The organism is Variovorax sp. P5_A3, assembly GCF_056400665.1.
This window is the reverse complement of sequence record NZ_JBFUKW010000026.1, coordinates 116,466-141,167: the sequence shown is the minus strand read 5'-3', so window position 1 is coordinate 141,167 and position 24,702 is coordinate 116,466. Positions and strand designations below refer to the sequence as shown.

Sequence of the window (24,702 nt, the reverse complement as noted above, 5' to 3'; positions counted from 1 at the left end):
GTGCGGGCCGGTCGACCACGCTACGCCGGCCCGTCGGGCTTCCCTGCAGTGCTCGCTTCAGGCGGGGTCCGCGCAAACTCGCTTCGCTCAAACACGCGCGGCCCTTATCCGCCTGAAGCTGCGCGCTTCGGCGGCGCAGAGGGGTCGCCCAACCCGCACCGCCTACCGGGCTCCGCGAGAGGGCAACGGTTGTGGGCGTCTCGAACGGCGCAGCCTGCGCGCATTCACAGCGTGTGAGGCGGACAGTTCAACCATCCCGTCCCTGCGTCGTCGGACGGTGTGCCCTGTGCCGGCCGTTGCGGCACCGCCGAGCAGCGCAGCGGTGCGCGGAAAAAGGGCCGCGCGTGTTTGAGCGCAGCGAGTTTGCGCGGACCCCGCGTACCGTGAGCAGCGCAGGGAAGCCGCGAAGCGGCCGGTGACGTCGGCCGGCACAGGGCACACCGCCCGACGACGCCACCCCCACCCCCTCAACTCATCTCTTCAATAGCCTCCCGCATAAACCGAGTAATCCCCCGCACAGCCACAGAATCAGGCCGCCCCGCAAACCGCAACGCCCGAATCGGCACCGGAATATGCGGCTCCAAAGTCAACACATCCACCTTGGAGCGATCCGCAGAATTCGACGTACATCCATCGACCAGCGCGACACCCAGCCCATGGTGCGCCATCGCCAACGCGGCATGGTATGTCTGCACCGTCACCACCGCCTGCTGAAAGCCGACGCCCGCCTGCCGGCAAGCCTGGCTCAAACTCGTGCCGACCGGATCGCGGCTGTCCAGCCCCACGACCGGCAGATTCACAAGATCGTGCAGCGCCACCGACCCGTTGCGCAGCAGCGCACGCGACAACATGCCCTTGGGTGCGATGCACACCATGCGACTGTCAGCGACAGACTCCTGCGTCAACGAAGGATGCACCGCCGGACTGAAGGCGAAGCCGACGTCGGCCTCCTGCAGCAGCAGCGCCGACATGATCTGGGGCGAATGCAGGGACTCGACCGTCACCGCGATGCCCGGATGCTTCTCCCGGAAACGCTTGAGCGCACGCGGCAGCACCTCGTAGCTCAGCGCAAGCACCGTCAGGATGCGCAGTTCTCCCGCGTCATTGCCAGTGCGCAGGTTGGCGGCAAGCCGTTGTACCTCGTCCAGTTGTGCAAACAGCCGCTCGATGTGCGGATACAGCGCCAGCGCTTCCGTGGTCGGCGTCAGCCGCCCCTTGGCCCGCTGGAACAGCGAGAACCCGAGCTGGATCTCGGCGTGCTGCAAGCTGCGGCTCACTGCCGGCTGCGTGATGTTGATCAGCCGCGCCGCCGCACTCACGCTGCCCGTGAGCATGATGGCATTGAAGACCTCGATGTGGCGAAGGCGCATCGCAAGAACGAGCCGGACGGTCGACTCAGGGCGCCGGTCGCCCCACCTTGCCCCGCGAGATGTCCATGATCATCTGGGCAGAGAGGGAGAGCCGCGGCTCGATCGAATCCACCAGCACGTACTCTGCGTCGGCCGAATGTGCACCGAATCCCTGCAACCCGAAACGCTCGACCACCGCGGCCTTGGTCTTGAGCCCCGCGAAGGCCGCATCCGTGCCGCCGCCTGCGACCTTGTCGTCTGCGCCCAGTTGCTTGCCGAGATCCTTGTAGATCTGCTGCGCATGAAGCGCCAGCGCGCGCGAAGCTTCCGTGGCTTCCAGCGGCGGACGGCGGCGCTCGAACTTCATCTCGACCTTCGCCTGCGGTATGAGCTGATTCTTCACCCGCTCTTGCACCTGCTGCTCGATGCGGTCGTAGTCGCTGACCTTCAGCACCCGCACGTCAGCGCCGGCCGTGGCCGTCGCCGGAATCACGTTGCGGTTCGAGCCCGAGCGCGAGATGGTCCAGTTCATCTTCAGGCCCGTCGCCGGGTCGGACAGGTCACGCATCTGAAGGATCTGGTGCGACAGCTCATACAACGCGTTCACACCCAATTCCGGTGCCGAACCCGCGTGCGAGGCCTTGCCGGTCACATTCAGCGTCACGGACGCAATGCCCGCGGTCGCGAGCGAGAGCTTGTCCTCGCTGACCGACGAGCCCTCGTACGACATCACGACGTCGTGCTCCCCGCCCAGACGCGTGATGAGGTTGCGCGCGCCCGGCGAACTGATCTCCTCATCGCCGTTGATCAGCACCGTCAGCGTGCCGTATTCCTTGAAGTCCATTGCCTTCAGCAAAGCGATGGTGTGCGCGATCACCGCAATCCCCTGCTTGTCGTCCGCAATGCCGAGCCCATAGGCCTTGTCGCCTTCGACACGGAACGGCTGCTTGTTCAGCATGCCGATCTGGTAGACCGTGTCCATGTGCGCGATCAGCATGATCTTCTTCGTGCCCGTGCCCTTGAACGTCGCACGCACCACCTTGCCGATCTTTTCCGGCGTGTCCTCCATCCGATACGCATCGGCAGACGGATCGATCAACTCGACCTGCCCGCCCAACGCCCTGAACTTGTCCGCAATCAGATTGGCAATCTTGTCCAACCCTTCAAGGTCGCGACTCCCGGACTCGACAGACACGAGTTGCTTCAACGTCTCCAGCAGCGCCGGCTTCTCCTTCGCAGCAAGCGAAGCGACCCGTTGATCAGGCGCCGCAAAGGCGCAAGCGCAAGCCCCCGCGAGCGCAGCAAGCAAAAAGGCCTTGCGGCCAAGAACAACAGCAGTATTCATCAGCTCTCAATCTCCAAAATCAACAGAACGAATTTCCAGAAATACCGCGGAACCGGCTCCGCCGGGCCGCCGGTATTGCCCCCGGTAGGGGGTGGGCGGCCACACGAAGTGGGCAAGCCTGGGGGCGAGCGGTAGCTAATGCGCTTTGTCCCAATTGGGGCCAAAGCCGATCTCCGCCAGCAACGGAACCTTCAGTTCCGCAACACCCGCCATGAGCCGCGGGATCTCGGTGCGCACCCACTCGACCTCCGACTCGGGCACTTCGAACACCAGTTCGTCGTGCACCTGCATGATCATCTTCGTGCCGCGCTTCTCCGCGTCGAGCACATCCTGCACCTTGACCATGCTGAGCTTGATGAGGTCGGCCGCCGTGCCCTGCATCGGCGCGTTGATCGCGGCACGTTCGGCGCCGCCACGGCGCGGACCGTTCGGCGAATTGATCTCGGGCAGATAGAGGCGGCGGCCGAACACGGTCTCGACATAGCCCTTCTGCTTGGCGAGCGCCTTGGTTTCATCCATGTACTGCTTCACGCCCGGATAGCGAGCGAAATAGCGCTCGATGTAGGAAGCCGCAGCCTTGGTCTCGATGCCCAGGTTGCGCGCGAGGCCGAAGCTGCTCATGCCGTAGATCAACCCGAAGTTGATGACCTTCGCATAGCGGCGCTGCTCGCTCGACACCTGTTCCACCGCGACGCCGAAGACCTCGCCGGCCGTCGCGCGGTGCACGTCGATGCCTTCCGTGAAGGCACGCAGCAGCGACTCGTCGCCGCTGATGTGCGCCATGATGCGCAGCTCGATCTGCGAATAGTCCGAACTTGCGATCACGCTGCCGGCAGGCGCCACGAAAGCCTCGCGCACACGGCGGCCTTCGGCGGTGCGGATCGGGATGTTCTGCAGGTTGGGATCATTGCTCGACAGGCGTCCCGTCACCGCAACGGCCTGCGCATAGTGCGTGTGCACGCGCCCGCTACGCGGATTCGCCAACTGGCCCAGCTTGTCGGTGTAGGTGCCCTTGAGCTTCGACAGCCCGCGGTGCTCGAGGATCTTGGCGGGCAGCGGAAAGTCTTCCGCAAGCTTCTCCAGCACTTCCTCGTCGGTACTCGGCGCGCCGCTCGGCGTCTTCTTGACGACCGGCAGGCCGAGCTTGGTGAAGAACACCTCGCCGATCTGCTTGGGCGATCCGAGGTTGAAGGGCTGGCCCGCGAGCTCGTAGGCCTCCTGCTCAAGCGCCATGATGCGCTTGCCCAGTTCGTTGCTCTGCGCGGACAGCGTGGGCGCGTCGATCAGCACACCGTTGCGCTCGATGCGGTAGAGCGTTTCGCTCGACGCAATCTCCAGCTCGTAGATGAAGCGCAGCTTCTCGTCCGCTTCGAGCCGGGGCCACAGCGCGAGGTGCACGTCCAGCGTCTGGTCGGAGTCTTCGCACGAATACTCGGCCGCCTTGTCGATCGACACCTGGCTGAACGGAATCTGGTGCGCGCCCTTGCCGCAGAGGTCCTCGTAGTCGATGCCGGTGCGCCCCAGGTGGCGCTCGGCCAGGCTGGCGAGGCCGTGCGGCTTGTGGACTTCGAGCACGTAGCTCTGCAGCATGGTGTCGTGCGCGTAGCCCTGCACCTCGATGCCGTGGTTGGCGAAGACGTGACGGTCGTACTTGACGTGCTGGCCGAGCTTCTTCCTCGTGCCGTCCTCGAGCCAGGGCTTGAGCTTCGCGAGCACCTCGTCGCGCGGCAGTTGCACGGGCGCGTCGGGGTAGTTGTGGGCAACCGGGATGTAGGCGGCTTCGCCGGGCTTCACGCTGAAGCTCAGGCCGACGATTTCGGCGCGCAGTTCGTCGAGCGAATTGGTCTCGGTGTCGATCGCAACCAGTTCGGCGGCCTCGATCTTCGCGAGCCAGGCATCGAAGACATCCCACGTCATCACGGTGTCGTAGGCCAGGTTGGTCACCTTGGACGCGGCCTCGAAGCTCGGGTCGTCGAAGAGGCCGGTGCCGCCTTCGGGGCCCTTGCGCTTCTTGTTTTCCTCGATCAGCTCGGGCGGCACTTCGTGCGCCTCCAGCGTCTTCACGAGGCTCTTGAAACCGTACTGCTCGTAGAAGCTCTTCAGACCATCGACCTGCTGCGGGCCGATGGCGATGCCGTCGAGGGACGGCAGGCCGCTCACGTGGCCGTCGAGATCGCAATCGGTGCGGATGGTCACCAGCCGACGGCCCTGCGGCAGCCAGTCGATCGCCTTGCGGAGGTTTTCGCCGGCCTGGCCCTTGACCTCGGCCGCGTGCTCGATCAATGCGTCGAGCGAGCCGTACTGGAGCAACCATTTGGCTGCTGTCTTGGGCCCGACCTTCTCCACGCCGGGCACGTTGTCGACGGTGTCGCCCACCAGCGTCTGGTAATCGATCATCAGGTTCGGCGGCACGCCGAATTCGGCCGTCACGCCGGCGACGTCGCGCTTCTTGCCGTTCATCGTGTCGATGATGGTGATGTGCTCGTCCACCAGCTGGCTCAGGTCCTTGTCGCCGCTGGAGACGATCACCTCGATGCTCTGCTTCGCCGCCGTGCGCGCAAGCGTGCCGATCACGTCGTCGGCCTCGACGTCGGGCACGGTGAGCACCGGCCAGCCGAGCATCCGCACCACCTGGTGGATCGGCTCGACCTGGCTGCGCAGGTCGTCCGGCATCGGCGAGCGGTTTGCCTTGTAGTCGGGATACCAGTCGTCGCGGAAGGTCTTGCCCGGCGCGTCGAAGATGCACGCCGCGTAGTCGGCCCGCACCTCGCGGCGCAGGGCCTGCATCATGTTGATCATTCCGCGGATGGCGCCGGTGGCGGGACTGCTGCTGTCGCCGGGCACGGCGCGCAGGTCGGGCATGGCGTGGAAGGCACGGTAGAGGTAGCTCGATCCGTCGACGAGCAGCAGCGTTTTCTTGTCGGTCATCGGGGCATTTTGCCGTGCCGCGACAGGGCGTCCGGACGGCACGAAAGATCCGCACATAGTTGTACCCCTTCGATTGACGCGGACCTACAATCTCTTCATGTCTTCCTCCACGCTTCACGTTCGTCACACCCGGCTTGTTTCGCTGGTGTTGGCCTGCGCCGCGCCGACCGCCGCTGTCTTCGCGCAGAACCCGCAGCCCACCCCGGCGCCCGCCCAGGCGCAACCGGACCCGGACAAGGCCGCGGGCCGGCAGAACCAGAAGATCGAGCGCATCCACGTGGAGGACCGCAACGCGACGGTCGACGAACTCCGGGTCGGAGGTCAGACCGAGAGCATCACGGTAAAGCCGGCCAACGGGCCGTCCTACCAGGTGATGCCCAACGAAACCGAACGCATGCGCAACCAGGGGCAATCCGACCAGAGTTCCGGCGAGAACGGTTCCCGGGTCTGGTGGAACGTCTTCAAGTTCTGAGCGCGCAGTGGCGGTTTTCACGGAAGTCGGATTCGACGAAGCCGACGCGCTCGTGCGGCGCCTCGGGCTGGGTGGCCTCACCGACCTCAGGGGCATCGAGGGCGGCATCGAGAACACCAACTACTTCGCGACCACGGAGTCGGGCGAATTCGTCCTGACGCTGTTCGAGCGCCTCGGCGCCGAGCAGCTCCCGTACTACCTTTGCCTGATGAAGCACCTGGCGGCACGTGGCCTTCCGGTGCCCGAGCCCGTGGCCGACCCGGAAATTGCACCGCCCACCGGCCATCCCCTGTCCATTCCGGCCAATGCGCCTTGCGAACTGCTGCTCACCGTGGCCGGCAAGCCGGCCGCCATGGTGCAACGCCTGAAGGGCAAGAGCGAACTCGCGCCCACGGCCGCCCATTGCGCCGAACTCGGCCGCCTGCTGGCGCGCATGCACCTCGCGGCGCGGGACTATCCCCGCATCCAGCCCAATCTGCGTGGCCTGCAGTGGTGGAACGACACTGCGCCGGTGGTCCTCCCCTATCTCGAAGCCCCCCAGGCCGCGCTGCTGCGCAGCGAACTGGCCTACCAGAACCACATCGCCGAATCCTCTGCCTACGCAGCCCTGCCGCGCGGCCCGGTGCATGCCGACCTGTTCCGCGACAACGCCATGTTCGACACGCACGCCAGCGCCGGCGCTCCCCGCCTGACGGGTGTGTTCGACTTCTATTTCGCCGGTGCCGACACTTGGCTATTCGACATCGCCGTGTGCCTGAACGACTGGGCCATCGATCTCGCGAGCGGCCGCCACGACGCCACGCGCGCCGACACGCTGCTGGCCGCCTACGGCACCGTGCGGCCCCTGACCGGCGCCGAGCGCGCCCTGCTGCCCGCCATGCTTCGCGCCGCCGCGCTGCGATTCTGGATCTCGCGGCTGTGGGACTACCACCTCCCGCGGGAGGCGAGCATGCTCAAGGCCCACGATCCGACCCACTTCAAACGCGTGCTGCGCGAACGTGCCCACGCGAGCTTCGAGTTCGACCGCGGCGCGGAGCTGGCCGCCTGACCTGACCCGATGAAACTCAATCTCGTGCCGTCGCGCACCGGCGTGCTGTGGGTCCGCTCCGGCCTCCAGGCCTTCGCGCGGCAGCCGCTGGCCTTCATTTCCCTGTTCTTCTTTTTCATGGCGATGGTGTCGATCGCGTCGCAGGTCCCCCTGATCGGCGCAGCCGTTGCGCTGATGCTGCTGCCGACCATGACGCTGGGCCTGATGGCCGCTGCCGCACAGGCCGCAGGGCCTGAAAAACCACCGGCGGGAGCGGTGTTCATGGCGGCGCTGAATGCCGTCCGGGCCGACGTGCGGCCCATGGCGATGCTGGGTGCGATGTATGCCGCGCTGTTTCTCGGCGTGATGGCCATTTCCGCGCTGGCCGATGGCGGCCAGTTCGCGCGCGTCTACCTGCTCGGCGGACCGCTCAGCCGTGAACTGGCCGAGACCACCGAATTCCAGGTGGCGCTCTGGATCGCGATGGGCCTCTACCTGCCGCTATCGCTGGCCTTCTGGCACGCGCCGGCGCTGGTGCACTGGCATCGCGTGCCGCCGGCGAAGAGCCTGTTCTTCAGCTTCATCGCCTGCTTCAAGAACTTCGGCGCACTTACCGTGTTCGGGCTGGTCTGGGTCGGCGTCTTCATCGGCGCCGGCATCGTGCTGAGTCTGCTCGCGACGCTCCTCGTGGCTGTCGGCGCGATGGGCATCGGCGAAGGCGCATCGGCGGCTGGCGGCGCCGTGATGATCGGCGGCGCGCTGGTGATGGCGGCAATGTTCTTCACCAGCACCTGGTTTACGTTCAGAGATAGTTTTCAGGAATAACCCCCAGCCTCGCCCACTTCGTGTGGCTCGGGCACCCCCTTTCAGGGGGCAACACGGACGGCCCGGCGAAGCCGGCTCCATCGTGTTTCACCAACGAGCCCTGGCTGCGTCGGCCTTGTTCTTCGGCCGTTACACGGGGGTCAGTTTTGCGACCGAAAGGGCAAGCCACTTGACGCCGTGACGGGGGAAATTGACCTGCGCGCGGGCATCGTCACCGCTGCCTTCGAGCGCCAATACGGTCCCTTCGCCAAACTTGTTGTGGAACACCTGCATGCCTGAACGCAGGCCGTGCGAGGGCACGGTCTTTTGCGGGGGCACGGGCGGGCTGGCAAAGGTGTCCTTGCTGCTGTAGCCGCCCCCACCGCCGCGCGTGGTGGCGTAGCCGCCGCCGTAGCCGAAGGCCGAAGGGGTGAACCCCTGGTTCTTGGGCGTGAGCCACTTGAGCGCGGCTTCGGGCAGTTCCTCGAAGAAGCGGCTCTTGACGTTGTAGCGGGTCTGGCCGTGGAGCATGCGCGTTTGCGAATGGCTCAGGTACAGGCGCTTGCGGGCGCGCGTGATGGCGACGTACATCAGGCGGCGTTCTTCCTCGAGGCTTTCGTGATCGCTCATCGAGTTCTCGTGGGGGAACAAGCCCTCTTCCAGGCCGGTGATGAAGACGCAGTCGAATTCGAGGCCCTTGGCGGCATGCACGGTCATCAACTGCACGGCGTCCTGGCCGGCCTGCGCCTGGTTGTCGCCTGATTCCAGCGCGGCGTGCGTGAGGAAGGCGGCGAGCGGGCTCAGCGTCTCGCCGGTTTCCGCATCGGGCGCCAGCGGCTCGTCGATGAGGGGGCGGTTCGGATCGAGGCCCTGGCTGGCCGGTGACTGCCTCAGTTCGTCGACCGGCAACGCGACCGCATCGCGCCCGAAGCCCTCCTGCGTGACGAAGCTCTCCGCGGCGTTGACCAGTTCGTCCAGATTTTCGATGCGGTCCGCGCCTTCGCGATCGGCCTTGTAGTGCTCGATCAGCCCGCTGTGGTCGAGCACGAGCTCGATGATCTCTCGCAACGACATACCCTGCGTCTGCTCGCGCAGCACGTCGATCTTGGCAACGAAGGCCGAGAGATTCCCGCCGGCCTTGCCGCCGACGGCGCTCACCGCGTCGTGCAGCGAGCGGCCGGCGGCGCGGGCCGCGTCCTGGAGCTGCTCGATGCTGCGCGCGCCGATGCCGCGCGGCGGGAAGTTGACGATGCGCAGGAAGCTGGTGTCGTCGTCCTTGTTCTCGAGCAGCCGCAGGTAGGCCAATGCGTGCTTGATTTCGGCACGCTCGAAGAAGCGCAAGCCGCCGTACACGCGGTACGGCACCGCGGCATTGAAGAGCGCCGTTTCGATCACGCGGCTCTGCGCATTGCTGCGGTAGAGAACGGCCATTTCCTTGCGGTCGATGCCGTCGCGCACCAGTTGCCGCATTTCCTCGACCATCCACTGGGCCTCGGCGAAATCGCTGGTGGACTCGTAGACACGCACGGGCTCGCCCGGCCCCTGGTCGGTGCGCAGGCTCTTGCCGAGCCGCTTCTTGTTGTGGCTGATCAGCTCGTTGGCCGAATCGAGGATGTTGCTGTAGCTGCGGTAGTTCTGCTCCAGCTTGATCTGGTGCGACACCTCGAACTCGCGCACGAAGTCGGCCATGTTGCCCACGCGCGCGCCCCGGAAGGCGTAGATGCTCTGGTCGTCGTCACCGACCGCGATCACGCTGTTCTCGCCCGGCGCAAAACGGCCGTCGACCGTGGTGCCCGAGAGCATCTTGATCCACGCGTACTGCAGCCGGTTGGTGTCCTGGAACTCGTCGATCAGGATGTGGCGGAAGCGCCGCTGGTAGTGCTCGCGCACCGGGTCGTTGTCGCGGAGCAACTCGTAGCTGCGCAGCATCAGCTCGCCGAAATCAACGACGCCCTCCCGCTGGCATTGCTCTTCGTAGAGCTGGTAGAGCTCGACCTTCTTGCGGTCGTCGTCGCTGCGGATCTCTACGTCGCGCGGGCGAAGGCCGTCTTCCTTGGCACCGGCGATGAACCATTGCGTCTGCTTGGCGGGAAATCGCTCGTCATCGACGTTGAATTGCTTCATCAGCCGCTTGATGGCCGAGAGCTGGTCCTGAGTGTCGAGGATCTGGAAGGTGGACGGCAGGTTGGCGAGCTTCCAGTGCGCGCGCAGGAAACGGTTGCACAGCCCGTGGAAGGTACCAATCCACATGCCCCGCACATTGACCGGCAGCATCGCGCCCAGCCGCGTCATCATTTCCTTGGCGGCCTTGTTGGTGAAGGTGACGGCCAGGATGCCGCCCGGCGACACCTGGCCGGTCTGCAGCAGCCAGGCGATGCGGGTGGTCAGCACCCGCGTCTTGCCCGAGCCGGCGCCGGCGAGGATCAGTGCGTTGCCGGCCGGCAGCGTGACGGCGGCACGCTGCTCCGGGTTGAGGTTTTGGAGCAGCGGCGAATCTGCGGCAGCCGCGAGGTCGGTGAACATCCGTCGATTGTAGAAAGCACTGCGTATGTGGGTTATACGAAGTGACGGAAGCTGTGCGCAGGGGCGGACGGGTAGAATCAGACACCGGGCCCAAGTTTTCTTGACGTCCGGTTTTTTTGCGCCTGCGCACAGCAGGGTCCGGTCGCGCCGCCACGGCGCACCCGCAAAATCCGGTCTCCAAGCCAAGCGCCCGATCGCCGCCGAAATCCTTCGGTGACGACCTTTTTCAAGGAGCTTGGATCTCATGCAAATCTTCGACTACGACAACATCCTTCTGCTGCCGCGCAAGTGCGTGGTGGAAAGCCGTTCCGAGTGCGACGCCAGCGTCGCGCTCGGCGGCCGCAGCTTCCGCATCCCGACGGTGCCCGCCAACATGAAGACGGTGGTCGACGAGACCATCTGCACCTGGCTCGCGAAGAACGGCTACTTCTACGTCATGCACCGCTTCGACCTGGACAACGTCCAGTTCGTGAAGGACATGCACGCCAAGGGTGTGTTCGCATCGATCTCGCTGGGCGTCAAGAAGCCGGACTACGACACCGTCGACCAGCTCGTCGCCGCCAACCTGGTGCCCGAGTACGTGACGATCGACATCGCCCACGGCCATGCCGACAGCGTGAAGAACATGATCGCGTACCTCAAGAAGAAGCTGCCGAAGACCTTCGTGATCGCAGGCAACGTCGGCACGCCCGAGGCGGTGATCGACCTCGAGAACTGGGGCGCGGACGCGACCAAGGTCGGCATCGGCCCGGGCAAGGTCTGCATCACCAAGCTCAAGACGGGTTTCGGCACTGGCGGCTGGCAGTTGTCGGCGCTCAAGTGGTGCGCACGCGTGGCGACCAAGCCGATCATTGCCGACGGCGGCATCCGCGACCACGGCGACATCGCCAAGAGCATCCGCTTCGGCGCGTCGATGGTGATGATCGGCTCGCTCTTCGCGGGACACGAGGAATCACCCGGCAAAACGGTGGAAGTCGACGGTGCGCTCTTCAAGGAGTACTACGGCTCGGCCAGCGACTTCAACAAGGGCGAGTACAAGCACGTCGAAGGCAAGCGCATCCTCGAACCGATCAAGGGCAAGCTCGCCGAGACGCTGGTCGAGATGGAGCAGGACATCCAGAGCTCCATCAGCTATGCCGGCGGCCGGAAGCTGATGGACATCCGCAAGGTCAACTACGTCACCCTGGGCGGCGACAACGCAGGCGAACACCTGCTGATGTAGGGCCGCTGCCGGCGCGGCTCAGGCCTGAAGCAGTTGCATGGCGAGGCCGTGCAACCGCTGGCCCGGGCTGGCCAGAGTGTCCACGATGCTGAAGTGGTGGAGCCCCGGCAGCACCTCGCAGACGGCCACCACGTCGCGGCCCCATGCATCCTGAATCAGCGCGTTCTGGCGGATGAATTCCTCGCTCTCGTCGCCTCCGGCAACCGCGTAGAAAGTGCCGCGCGAAGGCACCGGCCCCAGCGCCGGGCTGAGGCGCAAGGCATCCGAATCGCCGAGACGGATCGCCTTCTCGATGAAAGGTGCACGCTGCAACGGCCGCAGGTCGTGGAGGCCGGAAATCGAGAGCGCGTTGCGAACAAGGTCCGCAGGCAGGTCGGGCGCCACGGCCTTCCAGCCGCATGCGAACAGCATCGCGGACAGGTGTCCCCCGGCCGAATGGCCCGAGACCGTGATGCGCGCGGGGTCGCCGCCGTGGGCCGCGATGTTTCGCCACGTCCATGCCAGCGCACGCACCATCTGCTGCGAGATGTCCCCGATGCCGATCGGCTGCGCGGGCGTGCCGGGGCACAGCGCATAGTTGGGGATGACGACGCACACGCCGCGGTCGGTGAATGCGCGGGCGATGAATGAATGGTCGCTCTTGTCGAGCGCGCTCCAATAGCCGCCGTGGATGAAGACAAGCACCGGTGCATCCGGCGCCGAGGCCGGAAAGATGTCGAGGGTTTCGCCAGGCCCCTCGCCGTAGGGCACGTCGAGCTGGCACGCCAGTGAAGCGCGCGCCGCGGCCGAATCTGTGGCCCATCGCCCCAGGTAAGTGGGGTGGTCCGGCACCCGCGCGCGGTTGTTGTACATGCGGTCGAGCCACGCGGGTTCGTACGAATCCATCCTGAATGCTCCGGGTTTGTGAGGGTCAAATCTTGCCACGTCCCTCGTGCAGCGAAGCCCGTGTTCTGGTTAGAATTCTCATTGCGTTGGGGGGGTAGCTCAGCTGGGAGAGCGCCGCGTTCGCAATGCGGAGGTCGTGAGTTCGATCCTCATCCTCTCCACCAACCCATTTGGAAACACGGGCCTTCAAGGCCCGTTTCCTTTTCCCCCGCGGCGGACGCGAGGCAGTACGCCTCAATTGGCCGGCGCAGGAATCGGTGTCTCGGTGCTGCGGATCTTGCCCCCACCCGGCACGCTGCCCCTGATTTCGGCGTTGCCCGTGCCCCGCACGCGCTCCTCGCACGCGGCGCGTGCATCCGCCGGCTGACGCTGGCAACGGGCCAGCGCGTTCTCTTCGTAGCCTCCGGTGCTTGTCAGGTTGCCTTGCTGCTTGGCCTGCTTGGCCGCTCCGGCTTCGCGCATGCAGGCGGCTCGGTCCACCCTCGGATCGCTGCATGCCGCAGCGGCGTCATCGGCGGCCCACACGTTGGCCGACCCCACCACTGCACCGATGACCAGCATCGCGTTCAAGGAAAAGCGAAAAGTTTTCTTCACGGTACGGCTCCCTCTGTCGAATAGTTGAAAGTGACAGGTTGCCAACAGTTTCCTCGGTGCCAGGTCAGCCAAACCGGGCATCGGGTGTCAGCGGCGCAGCCGGAAATAGCGAAGCATCACATCGGCCATGGTGCCCGCCCGTTGAAAGACCGGCTCGAACAATGCGTGTAGACGCCGGTGCCGATCACAGAGCCCAGGCCGATCGCCACGAACGAGAACAGCGTCGCGACGAAGCGCTCACCGGCAGCGTCCGGCGGTGCGGCGGGCACCGCTTCTTCGGGCTGGCCTTCAACCGTCATCCGAAGGGCCCGCTGTTGAACAGCATGCTGGCGATCGCCAGCAATCCGATGATCAGCAGGAGCAGCGCAACCAGGAGCGTCAGCGACACCGGGAACTGGCTTTCGGCGTGTATGAGCCCTTCTTCCTTCAGTGCCTTGCGCTCCTTGCGCAGCCCGACCATGAAGAAGCAGTGATAGCCGATGCCCGAGACCAGCATCGCGATGCCCAGCAGCACGAGCGCGACGCCGAAATTGCGCGCCGCCTGGCTGCTCCGGAGGACTTCCGAATCGTGCAGCTTCTGGAACACCTGGAAGATGGTGAACCCGAAACCGATCAGCGACAGCGATGTGCGGATCACCGACATCAACGTGCGGTCCGCGCTCATGCGCGTGCGCTGGAATGACATGCCCGTCCGTCGGGACGACATTTCTGTCGACATGCGTTCCGATTCCGACGGTCCCGAACCGATCCATTGCTTTTCTTTCTCAGGCATTGATGACTCCCAGATCGCGCAGCGCGTGCAGGATGATGGTCACCGCCAGAGCCACCTGCAGCACGCCAAGCACGGCGCCCAGGATCTCCAGCACGATCGCCGTCATCCCGCCCAGCATGCGACGGGCATACAGCATCGCCAACAGATTCAGCACCATCACGCCGATCAGGATGGCGAAGATCGTCGCCGTGCGTTCGACGTCCTGGTGGCTGTGCGTGAGCAGCACGATGAGCGATGCGGTCCCGTAGGGCGTGACCACCGTCGGAAACGCAATCCGCATGGCCGCCGCCAACGGTGAATCCGGCAGGCGCGGCGGCGGCGTGGGTGCGGGCGCGTATTGCTCCAGCACGACGCGCATGCCGACGACGAAGAAGATCGCGCCGCCCGCGAGCAGGAGCGCCGGTGCCGAGATGTTCCAGCTCTGGAGAAGCACCCGCCCTACCGCGGCGCCCCCGATCGCCGCGACGAGGGCGATCACGAACGTGCGTATCGCGATCTTCTTCAGCGCGCTTTCATCGAGGTCGTGCGTCAGCCTGGCGAAGGGGCCGATGATCTTCATCGGCCCCAGCATCACGAACATCAGGGTGAAGATGCTGCCGACGCCGAGAGCAAAAGAAGTGTCAGTCATCGTGCTGGTCCTGGCCCCGTTGAACTACGACAACCTGACGACCGGCGGCGGTGTCCAACTGCCGTCGAGTGCGGCCGGCTCTGGCCAATAGGAACGGATGTAGAGCGAGAACTCGCTCGCGTCGCCGACGGGCGCCGGCAGCCAATTGCTTTCCTTGTCCGCGCCGGGTGAATCGCCCTGGACGTAGATCGTGAGCGAACCGTCCGCATCGACCTTCAGCGACTTGTTCTTGGTGCCGACCGAATACCGTCCCAGCGGATTCGGCTCGAAGAAGTGGTGCCGGTTGTAGAGCGTGAGCGACCAGAACCCCTTGACCGGCGGCGTCGCGCCCTTCGCGAAAGTGACCGTGTAGCGGTTGGCACTGTCGAGGCGCTCGCCGTCGGCGTCGAGGTCCTGGTAGAAGTACTTGGTCTCGTTCTGCTTGTTGACGAAGATGTTCGACTTGGCCACCGCCGTGCGCGTGAAGTAGTCGCTGCCGAAGCTCGCGCCATTGGCGATGGTGGACCAGTGGTGCGACAGTTGCCGCCCGTAATTGCGGAACTGGAAAAGTGGCTCGATCAGTTCCTTGTCCGCCGCTACCAAGGCCTGGTTGAAGACATCCCTGACGCGCGCATCCTTGCTCGCCGCATCCACCACCGCCAGGACCTGCGCGTAGCGCGCCGATTCGCCGGGCAGTGGCCTTGCATCGGCCAGGGCGCCCGGCAGCATGTCCAGGAACTTCTCGGGCGGAACCCACTTCGTTTCGGCACCGTCGCCACCTTCCGACGGGTTCTTCACCACCGGCACCTTGCGCCAGTCGGTAACTTTCATCTTCCCGTCGAAGTCGGCCACCGGGTATAGGCCGATCTGGTTGACGGTCGCCTGCACCGCTTCGAGGTCCTGTGCCGTGTCTTCGCGAAACACGCGGGGCACCACCACGGCGGTGCCCGTCTGTGCCACGAACACCTTGCCGATGCCCTGCGGCACGGTGCCCACCCAGTTCGGCCCTGCCAGCAGATAGAACCCGGGGCGCGTGCCGTACATGCGGCCCAGTTCGGCGAAGCTGTCGGTGCGCGAGTCCACCACCTGGTACACCCAGAAGCGGTCGCCGAAATCCGGCACCTGCACTACGACCGGCGACACATCCAGCGCCAGGATGCTGTTGCCGTAGACCACGTCCTGGTTGGGACACGCCACCGCGCGCTCGGCAGGGTCGATGTAGTCGGTGAGCATCGTCACCGAGTTGAGCGGGCCGACCGGCAGCACGCCACCGAGCAGCATCGGATGCGGCAATGACCCGAAGGTGATGCGACGGTTGTAGACATTGACAATCGGCCAGGCCCAGAAGAAGGCGTCGCGCGCGACGAGGCGCACGTAGTCGTCGGTGAGCTTCATCCGGGTGTCGGGTCCGGGGATCACGTGGGCCATCGTCATCTCCTCGTTGTGTTCTCGGGTCCCCGCGCTCTCAGGCCGCGAACACGTTGTTCCAGTCGCGCTTCATGCTCACCACGTCGATGCCGTACTCGCCTGCCTTGTCGAGCCCCTCGACCAACGGACTCAAGCGAAACTCGCGGTCGTAGGCGAACTCGCGATCCGCGTCGTCATGATGCAGGAGCAGCGCCAGCCGGGCACCGCTGCCTGACTTCACGTAGCGCAACATCGACAGGTCGCCGTCGGAATTGCCGAAGGCGAGGATCGGCCGCCGCCCGATATGCAGGCCGATGTTCTGCGGCTTGACATCACGGTCGTCGAAGGTGTCCAGCTCCGAGAGCTTCATCAGTTCGGCGCGTCCGTCTCGCATCTCGAAGCGCGTCTTGACGCTGCTGCCGATGACCTGTTCGGGCGGAATGCCGTAGACCTCCTCCGCAAAGGCACGCATCAGGTCGATGCCACCGCCGGAGACGATGAAGTTCTTGAAGCCATTGGCCCGCAGGTAGTCGAGCAGCTCGATCTGGGGTTGGTAGACGCACTGCGTGAAGAGGCGACCCAGCTTGGGGTGCCTGGCCGAGGCCAGCCAGGCGCGCGCTGCGTCCATGAACTCGTCTTGCGTGAGGCCGGCATGGGTTGCGAACGCGATCTCGAACGCGCCCTGCTTGCCCAGGCCCATGATGGTCTTGAGATCGTGTTCGAGGAAGGCCTTGTAGGGCTGGCGATCCTTCAGCGTCGGATCCTTCGCCGCCAGGGCCTTGAGGCGATCGTCGGCAAAGAAGAGCTGCGTCTGGAGCGGCTGCTCGCACCACAGGGTCCCGTCGTTGTCGAAGGTGGCGATGCGCTCGGCGGGTCGCACGTAGTCGGGCCCGCCCTCCTTCGTCACGCGGGCGACGAAGTCGAGCAGGGTGTGCCTGGCGGCCCCGTCGTTCCACGAGGCCAATGCTGTGTCGGTCATGACATCCTCCTCGAACGTTCGCCTCTAGTTGCTGCCCCCGGCCGCGGCCTCGGCCATCTTCGCCAGCGCATCGTCGATCGTGAAGGTGTTGGGCTTCTGGATCGGCGGGAACTCCTTGAAGGTCGCCGCAAATTGGTCGGCAATCGTCCAGGCTCCGTAGAGGATGTACGCGTGGTACAGGAACCACTCGTAGTAGCTGTTGGAAGTCACGTCGGCGCGCTCGAACGGATCGGTCCGGAGGTTGAAGATCTTCGGCAGCCGCAGCGCCACGAAAGGCTCGCCCCAGATCCGCATGGTCCCTGTGACACGCTGCTCCATGAACACGACCTTCCAGTTGTCGTACCGGATGCCGAGCACGTCGCCGTCATCGCTGATGTAGACGAAGAGCTTGCGCGGACTCTCCTTCTCCTTGCCCGTGAGGTAGGGCAGCAGGTTCATGCCGTCGATGTGGTTCTTGTACTTGCGTCCTATCGCATCGATGCCCTTCTTCGCCTTCTCGACGATGTCAGGCTCTCCGGCCATCGCCAGGAAGGTGGGCAGCCAGTCGTGATGCTGCACGATGCCGTTCGAGACGGTGCCGGCAGCGATCTTTCCGGGCCAGCGCACCACCATCGGCACGCGGAAGGCGCCTTCCCAGTTGCTGTTCTTCTCGCTGCGGAACGGCGTCATCGCGCCGTCGGGCCAACTGTTCATGTGCGGGCCGTTGTCTGTCGAATACATCACGAAGGTGTCTTCTGTGATGCCCAGTTCGTCGAGGTAGTCAAGCAGCTCGCCCACGTTCTTGTCGTGGTCGATCATCGTGTCGTGGTAGGGCGACTGCCAGCGTCCCGCCTGGCCCAGGCTTTCCTTCTTCGTGTGCGTGAAGAGGTGCATGTGCGTGAAGTTCAGCCACACGAAGAACGGCTTGCCGTCCTTGTGCTGCCGCCCGATGAAGTCCTTGGCCGCGGCCGCGAACTCGTCGTCGCAGGTTTCCATGCGCTTCGTGGTGAGAGGACCGGTGTCCTCGATCTTCTGTTTGCCGACGCGGCCCCAGCGCGGTTCCTCGGTGGGGTCGTCCTTGTCCGTTGCCCATGAGCGCACCACGCCGCGCGGGCCGACCTTCTTCCGGAAATCCGGAAAGTCCTTCTCCGGGTAGTAGTCGTACATCTCCGGCTCTTCCTCGGCATTCAGGTGATACAAGTTGCCGAAGAATTCGTCGAAGCCGTGATTGGTCGGCAACATGGCGTTGCGGTCGCCGAGGTGGTTCTTGCCGAACTGGCCGGTCGCGTAGCCCTGGTTCTTGAGCAGCGCGGCGATGGTCAGGATCTCGGTGTTCATGCCGATCGGTGCGCCCGGAATGCCGACCTTCGACAGGCCGGTGCGATACACGCTTTGCCCGGTGATGAAGGACGAGCGCCCGGCGGTGCAGGACTGTTCGCCGTACGAGTCGGTGAACTTCATGCCTTCCTTCGCCAGCCGGTCGATGTTGGGTGTCCGATAACCCATCAGGCCATCCGAATAGCAACTCAGGTTCGTGATGCCGATGTCATCGCCCCAGATCACCAGGATGTTGGGTTGCTTCGCTGCTGCCGGTTTCTTCGATGCCATTTCGTCTCCTTGGTGGGTGCATGGTGGATTCGCCCCATGCCCGGGCCGCGKCGMCGCGGCGGGGGCGAGGACACGCACGCTTCCGAGCGGCGCGTCGAGGCGCACCGGTAGCATGCGCACGCCGAAGCCAAAGCGCACTTGTCCTAAGGTGAAAGGCCGGATGCCCCTTGGTGCAAGGGGCAGAAGCAAGACCCGCCCGAAGAAAAGGTCTTCGGCGGAGTCAGGCGTCGAGCGTCAGGTGCTGCCCATGCAGCGCCGCGGCGGCAGGGGATACCAGGAAGCCGATGGTCTGCGCCGCCACGCCAGTCGACACCCAAGAGGCGGGATTGGCGTCGGGCATGGCCTGGCGGTTGGCCGGCGTGTCGAGCACGCTCGGCGCGATGCTGTTGACGTTGATGCCGTGCGGCGCCAGTTCCGCCGCCGAGGCCTCGACCAGCCGCTGCAGCGCACTCTTCGACGCGATATAGGCGGACATGGCCGCCGCGCCGCGCGACGCGGTTTTCGCGGTGACGGCCACCACGCTGCCGGACTTGCGTTCGATCATCGAGGGCACCAGCGCCTGGGAAACGGCCACGAAGGACCAGGCGTTCAGGTTCATCATCCGCTCCCACGCCTCGCGACTGAGCGCATGGACCGGATCGCCCATTTCGAAGCCGCCCGCGATATGCACCAGCGCGTCGACCTGCCTGAAGGCGGAAAGGATGCCCTTCGCCGCCTCGGCCATCGCCGGCACCGAGGTGACGTCGGCCTCGACCAACAGGTGCTGGGAGTTGTCCAGCCCCGGGAAAGTGCTCGACAGGTGCTCCATCCGATGGTCGATCAGGGCCAGGCGGGCACCCTGATCGAGAAAGTGCTGCACGACGGCGCGGCCCAGGGCGCCGGCCGCGCCTGTCACGACCACGTGACGGAGAGTGTTGGCTTCGATCATTAGCGGCTCCTTGTTCGGGCACGGATGGTAACGCCGGCGTCCATCGAAAAGGCGTTCGGGCTGGCATGATCGACGCTTCGATTTCTGTTTCGGAGACTGTCATGAAGGAAGTGGTTGTAGTCAGCGGTGTGCGCACCGCCATCGGAACTTTTGGCGGAGGCCTCAAGGACGTGCCGCCGACCAAGCTGGCGGCGCTTGTCACCCGGGAGGCGCTGGCACGCGCCAAGGTCGACGGCAAGGACGTGGAGAACGTCGTCTTCGGCCACGTGATCAACACCGAGCCACGCGACATGTACATGGCGCGCGTGGCCGCCATCGAGGGCGGCTGCGCCCAGGAAACACCCGCATTGACCGTCAACCGCCTGTGCGGCTCGGGCCTGCAGGCCATCGTGAGCGCGGCGCAGAGCATCCAGCTGGGCGACGCCAAGGTGGCGGTGGGCGGCGGCGCCGAAAGCATGAGCCGTGCACCCTTCGCATCGCTCACCGCGCGCTGGGGCGCGCGCATGGGCGACACGAAGATGGTCGACATGATGCTCGGCGCTTTGCACGACCCCTTCCAGACCGTCCACATGGGCATCACGGCGGAGAACGTCGCCAAGAAGTGGGGCATCAGTCGCGAGACGCAGGACCAGACCGCGCTCACCAGCCACCAGCGCGCGCAGAAGGCCATCGAGGCCGGCTATTTCAAGTCGCAGATCGTTCCGGTGACGCTGGAGAGCCGCAAGGGCCCGACGCAGTTCGACACTGACGAGCATGTGCGCTTCAACGCGAAGATCGAGGACATGAGCAAGCTCAAGCCCGCCTTCCTGAAAGAGAACGGCACCGTGACGGCGGGCAATGCCTCCGGCGTCAACGACGGGGCCGCCGCCGTGGTGCTGATGGAGAAGGAAGAAGCCTCCCGCCGCGGCCTCAAGCCGATGGCGCGCATCGTGGCCTACGCCTTCGCCGGCGTGGACCCGGCCTACATGGGCATCGGCCCGGTGCCGGCATCGCGCAAGGCGCTGGAGAAGGCCGGCCTGAAGGCTTCCGACATGGACGTGATCGAGGCCAACGAGGCCTTCGCCGCACAGGCCTGCGCCGTGAGCAAGGACCTGGAACTCGATCCCGCGAAGGTCAACCCCAACGGCTCGGGCATCTCGCTGGGTCATCCCGTGGGCGCGACCGGGGCGTTGATCACCGTCAAGGCGCTGTACGAACTCGAACGCATCCAGGGGCGCTATGCCCTGGTGACGATGTGCATCGGCGGCGGACAGGGCATCGCCTGCATTTTCGAACGCGTGTGACAGACTGCGCAGAAGTTGTGGCTATAATCGTGGGATTGCCTGAAACGACACACCAGTCGATCAGGGGCTCTTAGCTCAGTTGGTAGAGCAGCGGACTCTTAATCCGTAGGTCGAGTGTTCGAGTCACTCAGGGCCCACCACCAACACAGCGTACCAACGCTAGAAAGCCTGCTACCGGAAACGGCAGCAGGCTTTTTTCATGGGCTCTGTTGCCACTTTTTCAGTACGGCGCAAAACTCGTTTCGATTCCTCGTCGTGTCGTGCACGGCCTCCAATGAGAGGTCGGTCAGTTCCATCTTGTAGAGCATCGAGAAGACGGACGCGAAGCTCGCGGGCGTGAATTGCCAGGCGTGGCAGTCGAGATAGATCCCCTCGCTTTCAGCGGTTGCGTGCACCTGAAGCGCCTCTTCGAGAACACGGTTTCCTTCGGTTTCGCATCGGGGCCGGCCGTGATCGCCTTGCCAGTGTCTCTGCTCGTTGTTGTGCGTAGTCAGGCCCAGATGAGAAACCCACGATTTCAGGGAGTGCCGCGTTCGCCGCTCCGCGTGGGCCTCCAGCACATCGGCGATCGTGCTTTCCGGCAGGAAATGATCGAAGCAATAGCGCTTGTCGGGGCAGATCACGAAATAGCGGCTTCCGGGCTCGAGCAGACCGCTCACCGCGTTCAGATGCTGTACCAGGTCTGTCTGGTGCTCGATGCAGTGGCTGCTGAAGACGCTTGCGAACCGGTCCTCGATCTGTTCGAGAGGGCGAACGGAAAGCACGTAGTGGATTTCCGGGCACCCCTTGGGGTCCACGCCATGCTCGACGGCGCGACGAAGCAGTTCCTCCGTGGACAGCATGTCGGCATATCGGACGTGCTCTCCCTTCAAGGCGGGTGTCGCAAAGGGGCCGATCTCCAGCGTCAGGCCGGTCCTCGGGATGCGCTCCAGGAAATACTCACGCGCCGCGCCTGCGCACGGGATGCGCCCCTCGGATCTGCCATGCCTGGCAAAGTGCGCCCGCGCCGCCTGCTCGCTCATCGAAGACAGGTCCGGGTAGATCGACCGGTAGAAGTCGACATCCAGCGCGTTCAGCGATTCGCTCCCCGGGCCCTCTGCGGAATCGGGCGCCCGGTGCGAACGCCTTTCGACGCCTGCCAGAAGGGCCGCCGCACGCCGAAGAAAGTGCCCGCCTGAGAGGCCCTGCCTTGCAGGCCCGGGGGAGGATGACATGCTGGTAGTGCTCCGGTGAAAGCAGCCTCGAACCTTCCTCGACCTGCCGCGAACGCGCCATAGGGGTTGTCGCTCCCTCACCCGTGCGCCAGCAGCATCTTCAGGAAGGTGATGCCGTTGCGCTGCCCTTTGTCCTCGTCGCAGTTGTTGAAGATGATGTGCGTGTTGCGCACCTTGTACGCGATGCGCAAGGCCTCGACAACCAGTTCGCGGATCTCGTCATCGGGATAGTCGTAGTCGAACCGCTCGGCTGCAGAGGAGGCACCCTTGGCGTTGTAGGTCTCGGTGTTCCGGCCGTGCAGCCGAAGCAGCGCGTAGTCCGGGTGCGTCGTCTCGACCAGCATCGGCACGCTGTTGGCAAATCCCTGCGGCCCATCGACGATGGTGTGCACGGCGTTCATCTCCCGCACGAAATCGAGGGTGGCGGCGCGATGGGCTTCGTCGAGCCATGACTGGTGGCGGAACTCGATGCTGACGGTGTGGCCCTCCATCATCTCGACGCAATGCTCCACATGCGCGTGGCCTTCGGGATCGCACATCAGCCACGGCGGGAACTGGAAGTGCACCAGCCCCAACTTGCCGGCGATCCTGAGGGGCGCCAGGGCATCGATGAAGCGGCGCCACAGTTCGGTGCGGATCTCGGGCGGTGTACTGCGGTAATAGAGGGTCTTGGTGGTGCCCAGGGCCTCCTTGATGTCCTTGTGCATCACCTTCGGGTCGGTCTGGTGGCCCGTGAAGAGCCGGAAGGCCTTCACGTTGAAGGTGAAGGCGTCCGGCGTGCGCTCGACCCAGTTCTTCGCCGTGACCGGATCGGGGATTGCGTAGTAGCTCGAATCGACCTCGACCAGAGGGAAGATCGAGGCGTAGTAGCGCAGCCGTGCCTCGGGCGTCTTCGCTTCCTTCGGGTAGAAGCGCCCGCAGTCGATCAGCGTCTTGTCAGTCCAGGAGGCGGTGCCGACGAGGATGGCCATTGGCGAATGCTAATGGCGAATGGTGTTCTTCGCGACGCGGCGAATTGTTACCTGCAGTTCATCGCCGCGCGTTGTTCCTACGTTGTTCCTAGAATGCCCGACGCCCGTTGAATGCACTCACAGCGCCGAAACACGATGACCGAAAGCCCTGTCCACGAGTCCTCACCCTCGCCCGCCGTGTTCACCCGCGATGGCGACACCTGGCACCCGGGCAGCCTCTCGCGCGGCCCGTGGGACCCGCGTGCCCAGCATGGTGGCGCCCCGTCCGCGCTGCTGGCACACATCGCCGAAAGCGCAATGCCCGAGCCCGGCTGGCAGCTCGCGCGGCTGAGCGTCGAGCTCGTCAGGCCGGTGCCCCTCGCGCCGCTGACCGCGCGCCACACGGCGCAGCCCTCCCGCTCGACCACGCGCGTGACCATCGATCTCCTGGCGGGCGATGCGCTCGTGGCCCGCGCCCATGCGCTCCTGCTGCGCGGACAGGCACTCGCCCTGCCCGCCGGCTTGCCCGGCTGGTCGCCGGCGATGCTGTCGCCGCTGCCGCGGGACTGCCGGGACGAGGTCCGCATTCCCGGCCTGCCCGACGGCGAGTACTTCCATCGCATGGCGATCGAATCGCGCGTCGCGCATGGCGACGCTTCACGGCCCGGGCCGGCCGCCGCGTGGTTCCGGCTCATCGTGCCGCTGGTGCAAGGCGTGCCCACCTCGCCCGCCATGCGCGCGGCCGCGGCGGCGGACTTCGGCAACGGCCTGAGCTGGATCCTGCCGGCCGAGCGCTTCCTGTTCGCCAACGCCGACCTCAGCGTGCACCTGCACCGGCCGCCCGTTGGCGAATGGGTCGGGCTCGCCTCCGAGACGCAGGCCGATGCGAGCGGCGCAGGCACGACGCTGTCGCGCCTCTACGACGAGCAAGGCCCGATCGGCGTTGCTGTCCAGACGTTGGTGCTGCGCGATCGCGGCGCCACCTAGGCTTTGTCCTGTTTTTTGCAGAAAGGTGGTAATCCATGGACTTGAAACTCAAGGGTAAGTTGGCACTGGTCTCCGGCAGCACCGCAGGCATCGGCCATGCCATCGCGGCGGCGTTGGCCGCCGAAGGCGCGCGGGTGATCGTCAACGGACGGGCGCAGGCCTCCGTCGACAAGGCAGTGGCGGGGATCAAGCCCGCGGAAGGCGGCGAGGTGCTGGGCTTCGCGGGCGACCTGGGCACGCCCGAGGCCGCCGAGGCGCTCGCGGCGAAGTTCCCGGGCATCGAGATCCTCGTCAACAACCTCGGCATCTTCGAACCCAAGCCCTTCGAGGAGATTCCCGACGCGGACTGGACACGCTTCTTCGATGTGAACGTGCTGAGCGGCGTGCGGCTCGCGCGCCTGTGCCTGCCGGCGATGAAGCGCGCGAACTGGGGCCGCATCATCTTCATCTCGAGCGAAAGCGCCCTGCAGATACCGGCCGAGATGATCCACTACGGCATGACCAAGACCGCCCAGATCGCCGTGGCAAGAGGCCTGGCGGAATCGTTGGCGGGCACCGGCATCACCGTCAACAGCGTCCTGCCGGGGCCGACGAAGTCCCGCGGTGTCGGCGAGTTCGTCGAGACCCTCGCCAAGGCCGACGGCAAGACCTTCGAAGCCTTCGAGAAGGAGTTCTTCGAGAAGGTGCGGCCCACCTCGCTCATCAAGCGCTTCGAGGCGCCGGAGGAGATCGCCGCGATGGTCGCCTACATCGCCAGCCCGCTGTCGTCGGGCACGACGGGCGCGGCGCTGCGCGTGGACGGCGGCTGCACCAAGAGCGCCTTCTGACGCCTTGACGCT

General features: G+C 65.2%; 22 protein-coding genes and 2 tRNA genes. 9 read left to right on the top strand and 15 right to left on the bottom strand.

Annotated features, from left to right (window positions below; all coding sequences use genetic code 11):
- Positions 1-467: 467 nt before the first annotated feature.
- The 3 genes from AC1D3B_RS29900 to polA form a co-directional block, all read right to left on the bottom strand.
- Entirely contained in the window at positions 468-1,370 is a 903-nt protein-coding gene (locus AC1D3B_RS29900; RefSeq protein WP_478194294.1) for a LysR family transcriptional regulator, read from the bottom strand.
- Positions 1,371-1,395: 25 nt separating this feature from the next.
- On the bottom strand, positions 1,396-2,694 hold the full coding sequence (locus tag AC1D3B_RS29895; RefSeq protein WP_478194293.1) for a M20/M25/M40 family metallo-hydrolase: 1,299 nt from the start codon (positions 2,692-2,694) through the stop codon (positions 1,396-1,398).
- A 135-nt stretch (positions 2,695-2,829) separates the two neighbouring features.
- Positions 2,830-5,622: a DNA polymerase I gene (gene polA, locus AC1D3B_RS29890; RefSeq protein WP_478194292.1), complete on the bottom strand. Its 2,793-nt coding sequence runs from the start codon at positions 5,620-5,622 to the stop codon at positions 2,830-2,832.
- Positions 5,623-5,719: 97 nt separating this feature from the next.
- Between polA and AC1D3B_RS29885 the strand changes: the two genes are divergently transcribed.
- From AC1D3B_RS29885 to AC1D3B_RS29875, 3 genes are read left to right on the top strand one after another with little or no spacing between them, the layout of a single operon-like run.
- Complete coding sequence (locus AC1D3B_RS29885; RefSeq protein WP_478194291.1) at positions 5,720-6,094, top strand: hypothetical protein; 375 nt, start codon at positions 5,720-5,722, stop codon at positions 6,092-6,094.
- Positions 6,095-6,101: 7 nt separating this feature from the next.
- A complete protein-coding gene (locus AC1D3B_RS29880) occupies positions 6,102-7,142 on the top strand; it encodes a homoserine kinase (protein WP_478194290.1) in 1,041 nt (346 codons plus the stop codon).
- Positions 7,143-7,151: 9 nt separating this feature from the next.
- Complete coding sequence (locus AC1D3B_RS29875) at positions 7,152-7,946, top strand: BPSS1780 family membrane protein (RefSeq protein WP_478194289.1); 795 nt, start codon at positions 7,152-7,154, stop codon at positions 7,944-7,946.
- A gap of 129 nt (positions 7,947-8,075) precedes the next feature.
- Here AC1D3B_RS29875 and AC1D3B_RS29870 read toward each other — a convergent pair whose 3' ends face one another.
- Positions 8,076-10,448, bottom strand: a complete 2,373-nt coding sequence (locus tag AC1D3B_RS29870; RefSeq protein WP_478194301.1) for a UvrD-helicase domain-containing protein — start codon at positions 10,446-10,448, stop codon at positions 8,076-8,078.
- 244 nt (positions 10,449-10,692) lie between these two features.
- On the opposite strand from AC1D3B_RS29870, the gene AC1D3B_RS29865 reads away from it, so the two are divergent.
- Positions 10,693-11,670: a GMP reductase gene (locus tag AC1D3B_RS29865; protein WP_478194288.1), complete on the top strand. Its 978-nt coding sequence runs from the start codon at positions 10,693-10,695 to the stop codon at positions 11,668-11,670.
- 18 nt (positions 11,671-11,688) lie between these two features.
- Here the strand turns inward: AC1D3B_RS29865 and AC1D3B_RS29860 are convergent, their stop codons facing one another.
- Positions 11,689-12,555, bottom strand: coding sequence for an alpha/beta hydrolase (locus tag AC1D3B_RS29860; RefSeq protein ID WP_478194287.1), 867 nt, complete (start codon positions 12,553-12,555; stop codon positions 11,689-11,691).
- An 88-nt stretch (positions 12,556-12,643) separates the two neighbouring features.
- Between AC1D3B_RS29860 and AC1D3B_RS29855 the strand changes: the two genes are divergently transcribed.
- Positions 12,644-12,719, top strand: a tRNA-Ala gene (locus AC1D3B_RS29855).
- 70 nt (positions 12,720-12,789) lie between these two features.
- Here AC1D3B_RS29855 and AC1D3B_RS29850 read toward each other — a convergent pair.
- The 8 genes from AC1D3B_RS29850 to AC1D3B_RS29815 all read right to left on the bottom strand — a co-directional run bounded on the left by AC1D3B_RS29850 (position 12,790) and on the right by AC1D3B_RS29815 (position 19,429).
- Positions 12,790-13,149, bottom strand: coding sequence for a hypothetical protein (locus AC1D3B_RS29850; RefSeq protein ID WP_478194286.1), 360 nt, complete (start codon positions 13,147-13,149; stop codon positions 12,790-12,792).
- A 116-nt stretch (positions 13,150-13,265) separates the two neighbouring features.
- Entirely contained in the window at positions 13,266-13,448 is a 183-nt protein-coding gene (locus AC1D3B_RS29845) for a hypothetical protein (protein WP_478194285.1), read from the bottom strand.
- Positions 13,445-13,921, bottom strand: coding sequence for a YidH family protein (locus AC1D3B_RS29840; RefSeq protein ID WP_478194284.1), 477 nt, complete (start codon positions 13,919-13,921; stop codon positions 13,445-13,447). Before AC1D3B_RS29840 ends, AC1D3B_RS29845 begins: the two co-directional genes overlap by 4 nt.
- On the bottom strand, positions 13,914-14,549 hold the full coding sequence (locus AC1D3B_RS29835) for a MarC family protein (protein WP_478194283.1): 636 nt from the start codon (positions 14,547-14,549) through the stop codon (positions 13,914-13,916). The genes AC1D3B_RS29840 and AC1D3B_RS29835 overlap by 8 nt, the downstream gene beginning before the upstream one ends.
- Positions 14,550-14,573: 24 nt before the next feature.
- Positions 14,574-15,956, bottom strand: a complete 1,383-nt coding sequence (locus tag AC1D3B_RS29830; protein ID WP_478194282.1) for a DUF1254 domain-containing protein — start codon at positions 15,954-15,956, stop codon at positions 14,574-14,576.
- A 37-nt stretch (positions 15,957-15,993) separates the two neighbouring features.
- On the bottom strand, positions 15,994-16,914 hold the full coding sequence (locus AC1D3B_RS29825) for an HAD family hydrolase (RefSeq protein WP_478194281.1): 921 nt from the start codon (positions 16,912-16,914) through the stop codon (positions 15,994-15,996).
- 24 nt (positions 16,915-16,938) lie between these two features.
- Positions 16,939-18,501 (bottom strand): arylsulfatase, encoded by a 1,563-nt coding sequence (locus AC1D3B_RS29820; RefSeq protein ID WP_478194280.1) that lies wholly within the window; start codon positions 18,499-18,501, stop codon positions 16,939-16,941.
- A gap of 220 nt (positions 18,502-18,721) precedes the next feature.
- Positions 18,722-19,429, bottom strand: a complete 708-nt coding sequence (locus AC1D3B_RS29815; RefSeq protein WP_478194279.1) for an SDR family NAD(P)-dependent oxidoreductase — start codon at positions 19,427-19,429, stop codon at positions 18,722-18,724.
- Between the two features lie 101 nt (positions 19,430-19,530).
- Here AC1D3B_RS29815 and bktB point away from each other — a divergent pair, with 101 nt between their 5' ends.
- Together bktB and AC1D3B_RS29805 are read left to right on the top strand one after the other, a co-directional pair.
- Positions 19,531-20,712 (top strand): beta-ketothiolase BktB, encoded by a 1,182-nt coding sequence (gene bktB / locus AC1D3B_RS29810; RefSeq protein WP_478194278.1) that lies wholly within the window; start codon positions 19,531-19,533, stop codon positions 20,710-20,712.
- A gap of 64 nt (positions 20,713-20,776) precedes the next feature.
- A tRNA-Lys gene (locus AC1D3B_RS29805) sits at positions 20,777-20,852 on the top strand.
- A gap of 57 nt (positions 20,853-20,909) precedes the next feature.
- Here AC1D3B_RS29805 and AC1D3B_RS29800 read toward each other — a convergent pair.
- Both AC1D3B_RS29800 and AC1D3B_RS29795 read right to left on the bottom strand, forming a co-directional pair.
- A complete protein-coding gene (locus AC1D3B_RS29800) occupies positions 20,910-21,734 on the bottom strand; it encodes a hypothetical protein (RefSeq protein ID WP_478194277.1) in 825 nt (274 codons plus the stop codon).
- A gap of 269 nt (positions 21,735-22,003) precedes the next feature.
- Positions 22,004-22,897, bottom strand: a complete 894-nt coding sequence (locus AC1D3B_RS29795; protein WP_478194276.1) for a DUF72 domain-containing protein — start codon at positions 22,895-22,897, stop codon at positions 22,004-22,006.
- A gap of 135 nt (positions 22,898-23,032) precedes the next feature.
- Here AC1D3B_RS29795 and AC1D3B_RS29790 point away from each other — a divergent pair, with 135 nt between their 5' ends.
- Together AC1D3B_RS29790 and AC1D3B_RS29785 are read left to right on the top strand one after the other, a co-directional pair.
- Positions 23,033-23,863 (top strand): thioesterase family protein, encoded by an 831-nt coding sequence (locus AC1D3B_RS29790; RefSeq protein ID WP_478194275.1) that lies wholly within the window; start codon positions 23,033-23,035, stop codon positions 23,861-23,863.
- A 35-nt stretch (positions 23,864-23,898) separates the two neighbouring features.
- Entirely contained in the window at positions 23,899-24,690 is a 792-nt protein-coding gene (locus AC1D3B_RS29785) for an SDR family NAD(P)-dependent oxidoreductase (protein ID WP_478194274.1), read from the top strand.
- Positions 24,691-24,702 lie beyond the last annotated feature (12 nt).

Coding starts and splice junctions, on each gene's coding strand:
- AC1D3B_RS29900 (WP_478194294.1), bottom strand. CDS start 1,370: ATGCGCCTTCGCCACATCGAGGTCTTCAATGCCATCATGCTCACGGGC.
- AC1D3B_RS29895 (WP_478194293.1), bottom strand. CDS start 2,694: ATGAATACTGCTGTTGTTCTTGGCCGCAAGGCCTTTTTGCTTGCTGCG.
- polA (WP_478194292.1), bottom strand. CDS start 5,622: ATGACCGACAAGAAAACGCTGCTGCTCGTCGACGGATCGAGCTACCTC.
- AC1D3B_RS29885 (WP_478194291.1), top strand. CDS start 5,720: ATGTCTTCCTCCACGCTTCACGTTCGTCACACCCGGCTTGTTTCGCTG.
- AC1D3B_RS29875 (WP_478194289.1), top strand. CDS start 7,152: ATGAAACTCAATCTCGTGCCGTCGCGCACCGGCGTGCTGTGGGTCCGC.
- AC1D3B_RS29870 (WP_478194301.1), bottom strand. CDS start 10,448: ATGTTCACCGACCTCGCGGCTGCCGCAGATTCGCCGCTGCTCCAAAAC.
- AC1D3B_RS29865 (WP_478194288.1), top strand. CDS start 10,693: ATGCAAATCTTCGACTACGACAACATCCTTCTGCTGCCGCGCAAGTGC.
- AC1D3B_RS29860 (WP_478194287.1), bottom strand. CDS start 12,555: ATGGATTCGTACGAACCCGCGTGGCTCGACCGCATGTACAACAACCGC.
- AC1D3B_RS29845 (WP_478194285.1), bottom strand. CDS start 13,448: ATGACGGTTGAAGGCCAGCCCGAAGAAGCGGTGCCCGCCGCACCGCCG.
- AC1D3B_RS29840 (WP_478194284.1), bottom strand. CDS start 13,921: ATGCCTGAGAAAGAAAAGCAATGGATCGGTTCGGGACCGTCGGAATCG.
- AC1D3B_RS29835 (WP_478194283.1), bottom strand. CDS start 14,549: ATGACTGACACTTCTTTTGCTCTCGGCGTCGGCAGCATCTTCACCCTG.
- AC1D3B_RS29830 (WP_478194282.1), bottom strand. CDS start 15,956: ATGGCCCACGTGATCCCCGGACCCGACACCCGGATGAAGCTCACCGAC.
- AC1D3B_RS29825 (WP_478194281.1), bottom strand. CDS start 16,914: ATGACCGACACAGCATTGGCCTCGTGGAACGACGGGGCCGCCAGGCAC.
- AC1D3B_RS29820 (WP_478194280.1), bottom strand. CDS start 18,501: ATGGCATCGAAGAAACCGGCAGCAGCGAAGCAACCCAACATCCTGGTG.
- AC1D3B_RS29815 (WP_478194279.1), bottom strand. CDS start 19,429: ATGATCGAAGCCAACACTCTCCGTCACGTGGTCGTGACAGGCGCGGCC.
- bktB (WP_478194278.1), top strand. CDS start 19,531: ATGAAGGAAGTGGTTGTAGTCAGCGGTGTGCGCACCGCCATCGGAACT.
- AC1D3B_RS29800 (WP_478194277.1), bottom strand. CDS start 21,734: ATGAGCGAGCAGGCGGCGCGGGCGCACTTTGCCAGGCATGGCAGATCC.
- AC1D3B_RS29795 (WP_478194276.1), bottom strand. CDS start 22,897: ATGGCCATCCTCGTCGGCACCGCCTCCTGGACTGACAAGACGCTGATC.
- AC1D3B_RS29790 (WP_478194275.1), top strand. CDS start 23,033: ATGACCGAAAGCCCTGTCCACGAGTCCTCACCCTCGCCCGCCGTGTTC.
- AC1D3B_RS29785 (WP_478194274.1), top strand. CDS start 23,899: ATGGACTTGAAACTCAAGGGTAAGTTGGCACTGGTCTCCGGCAGCACC.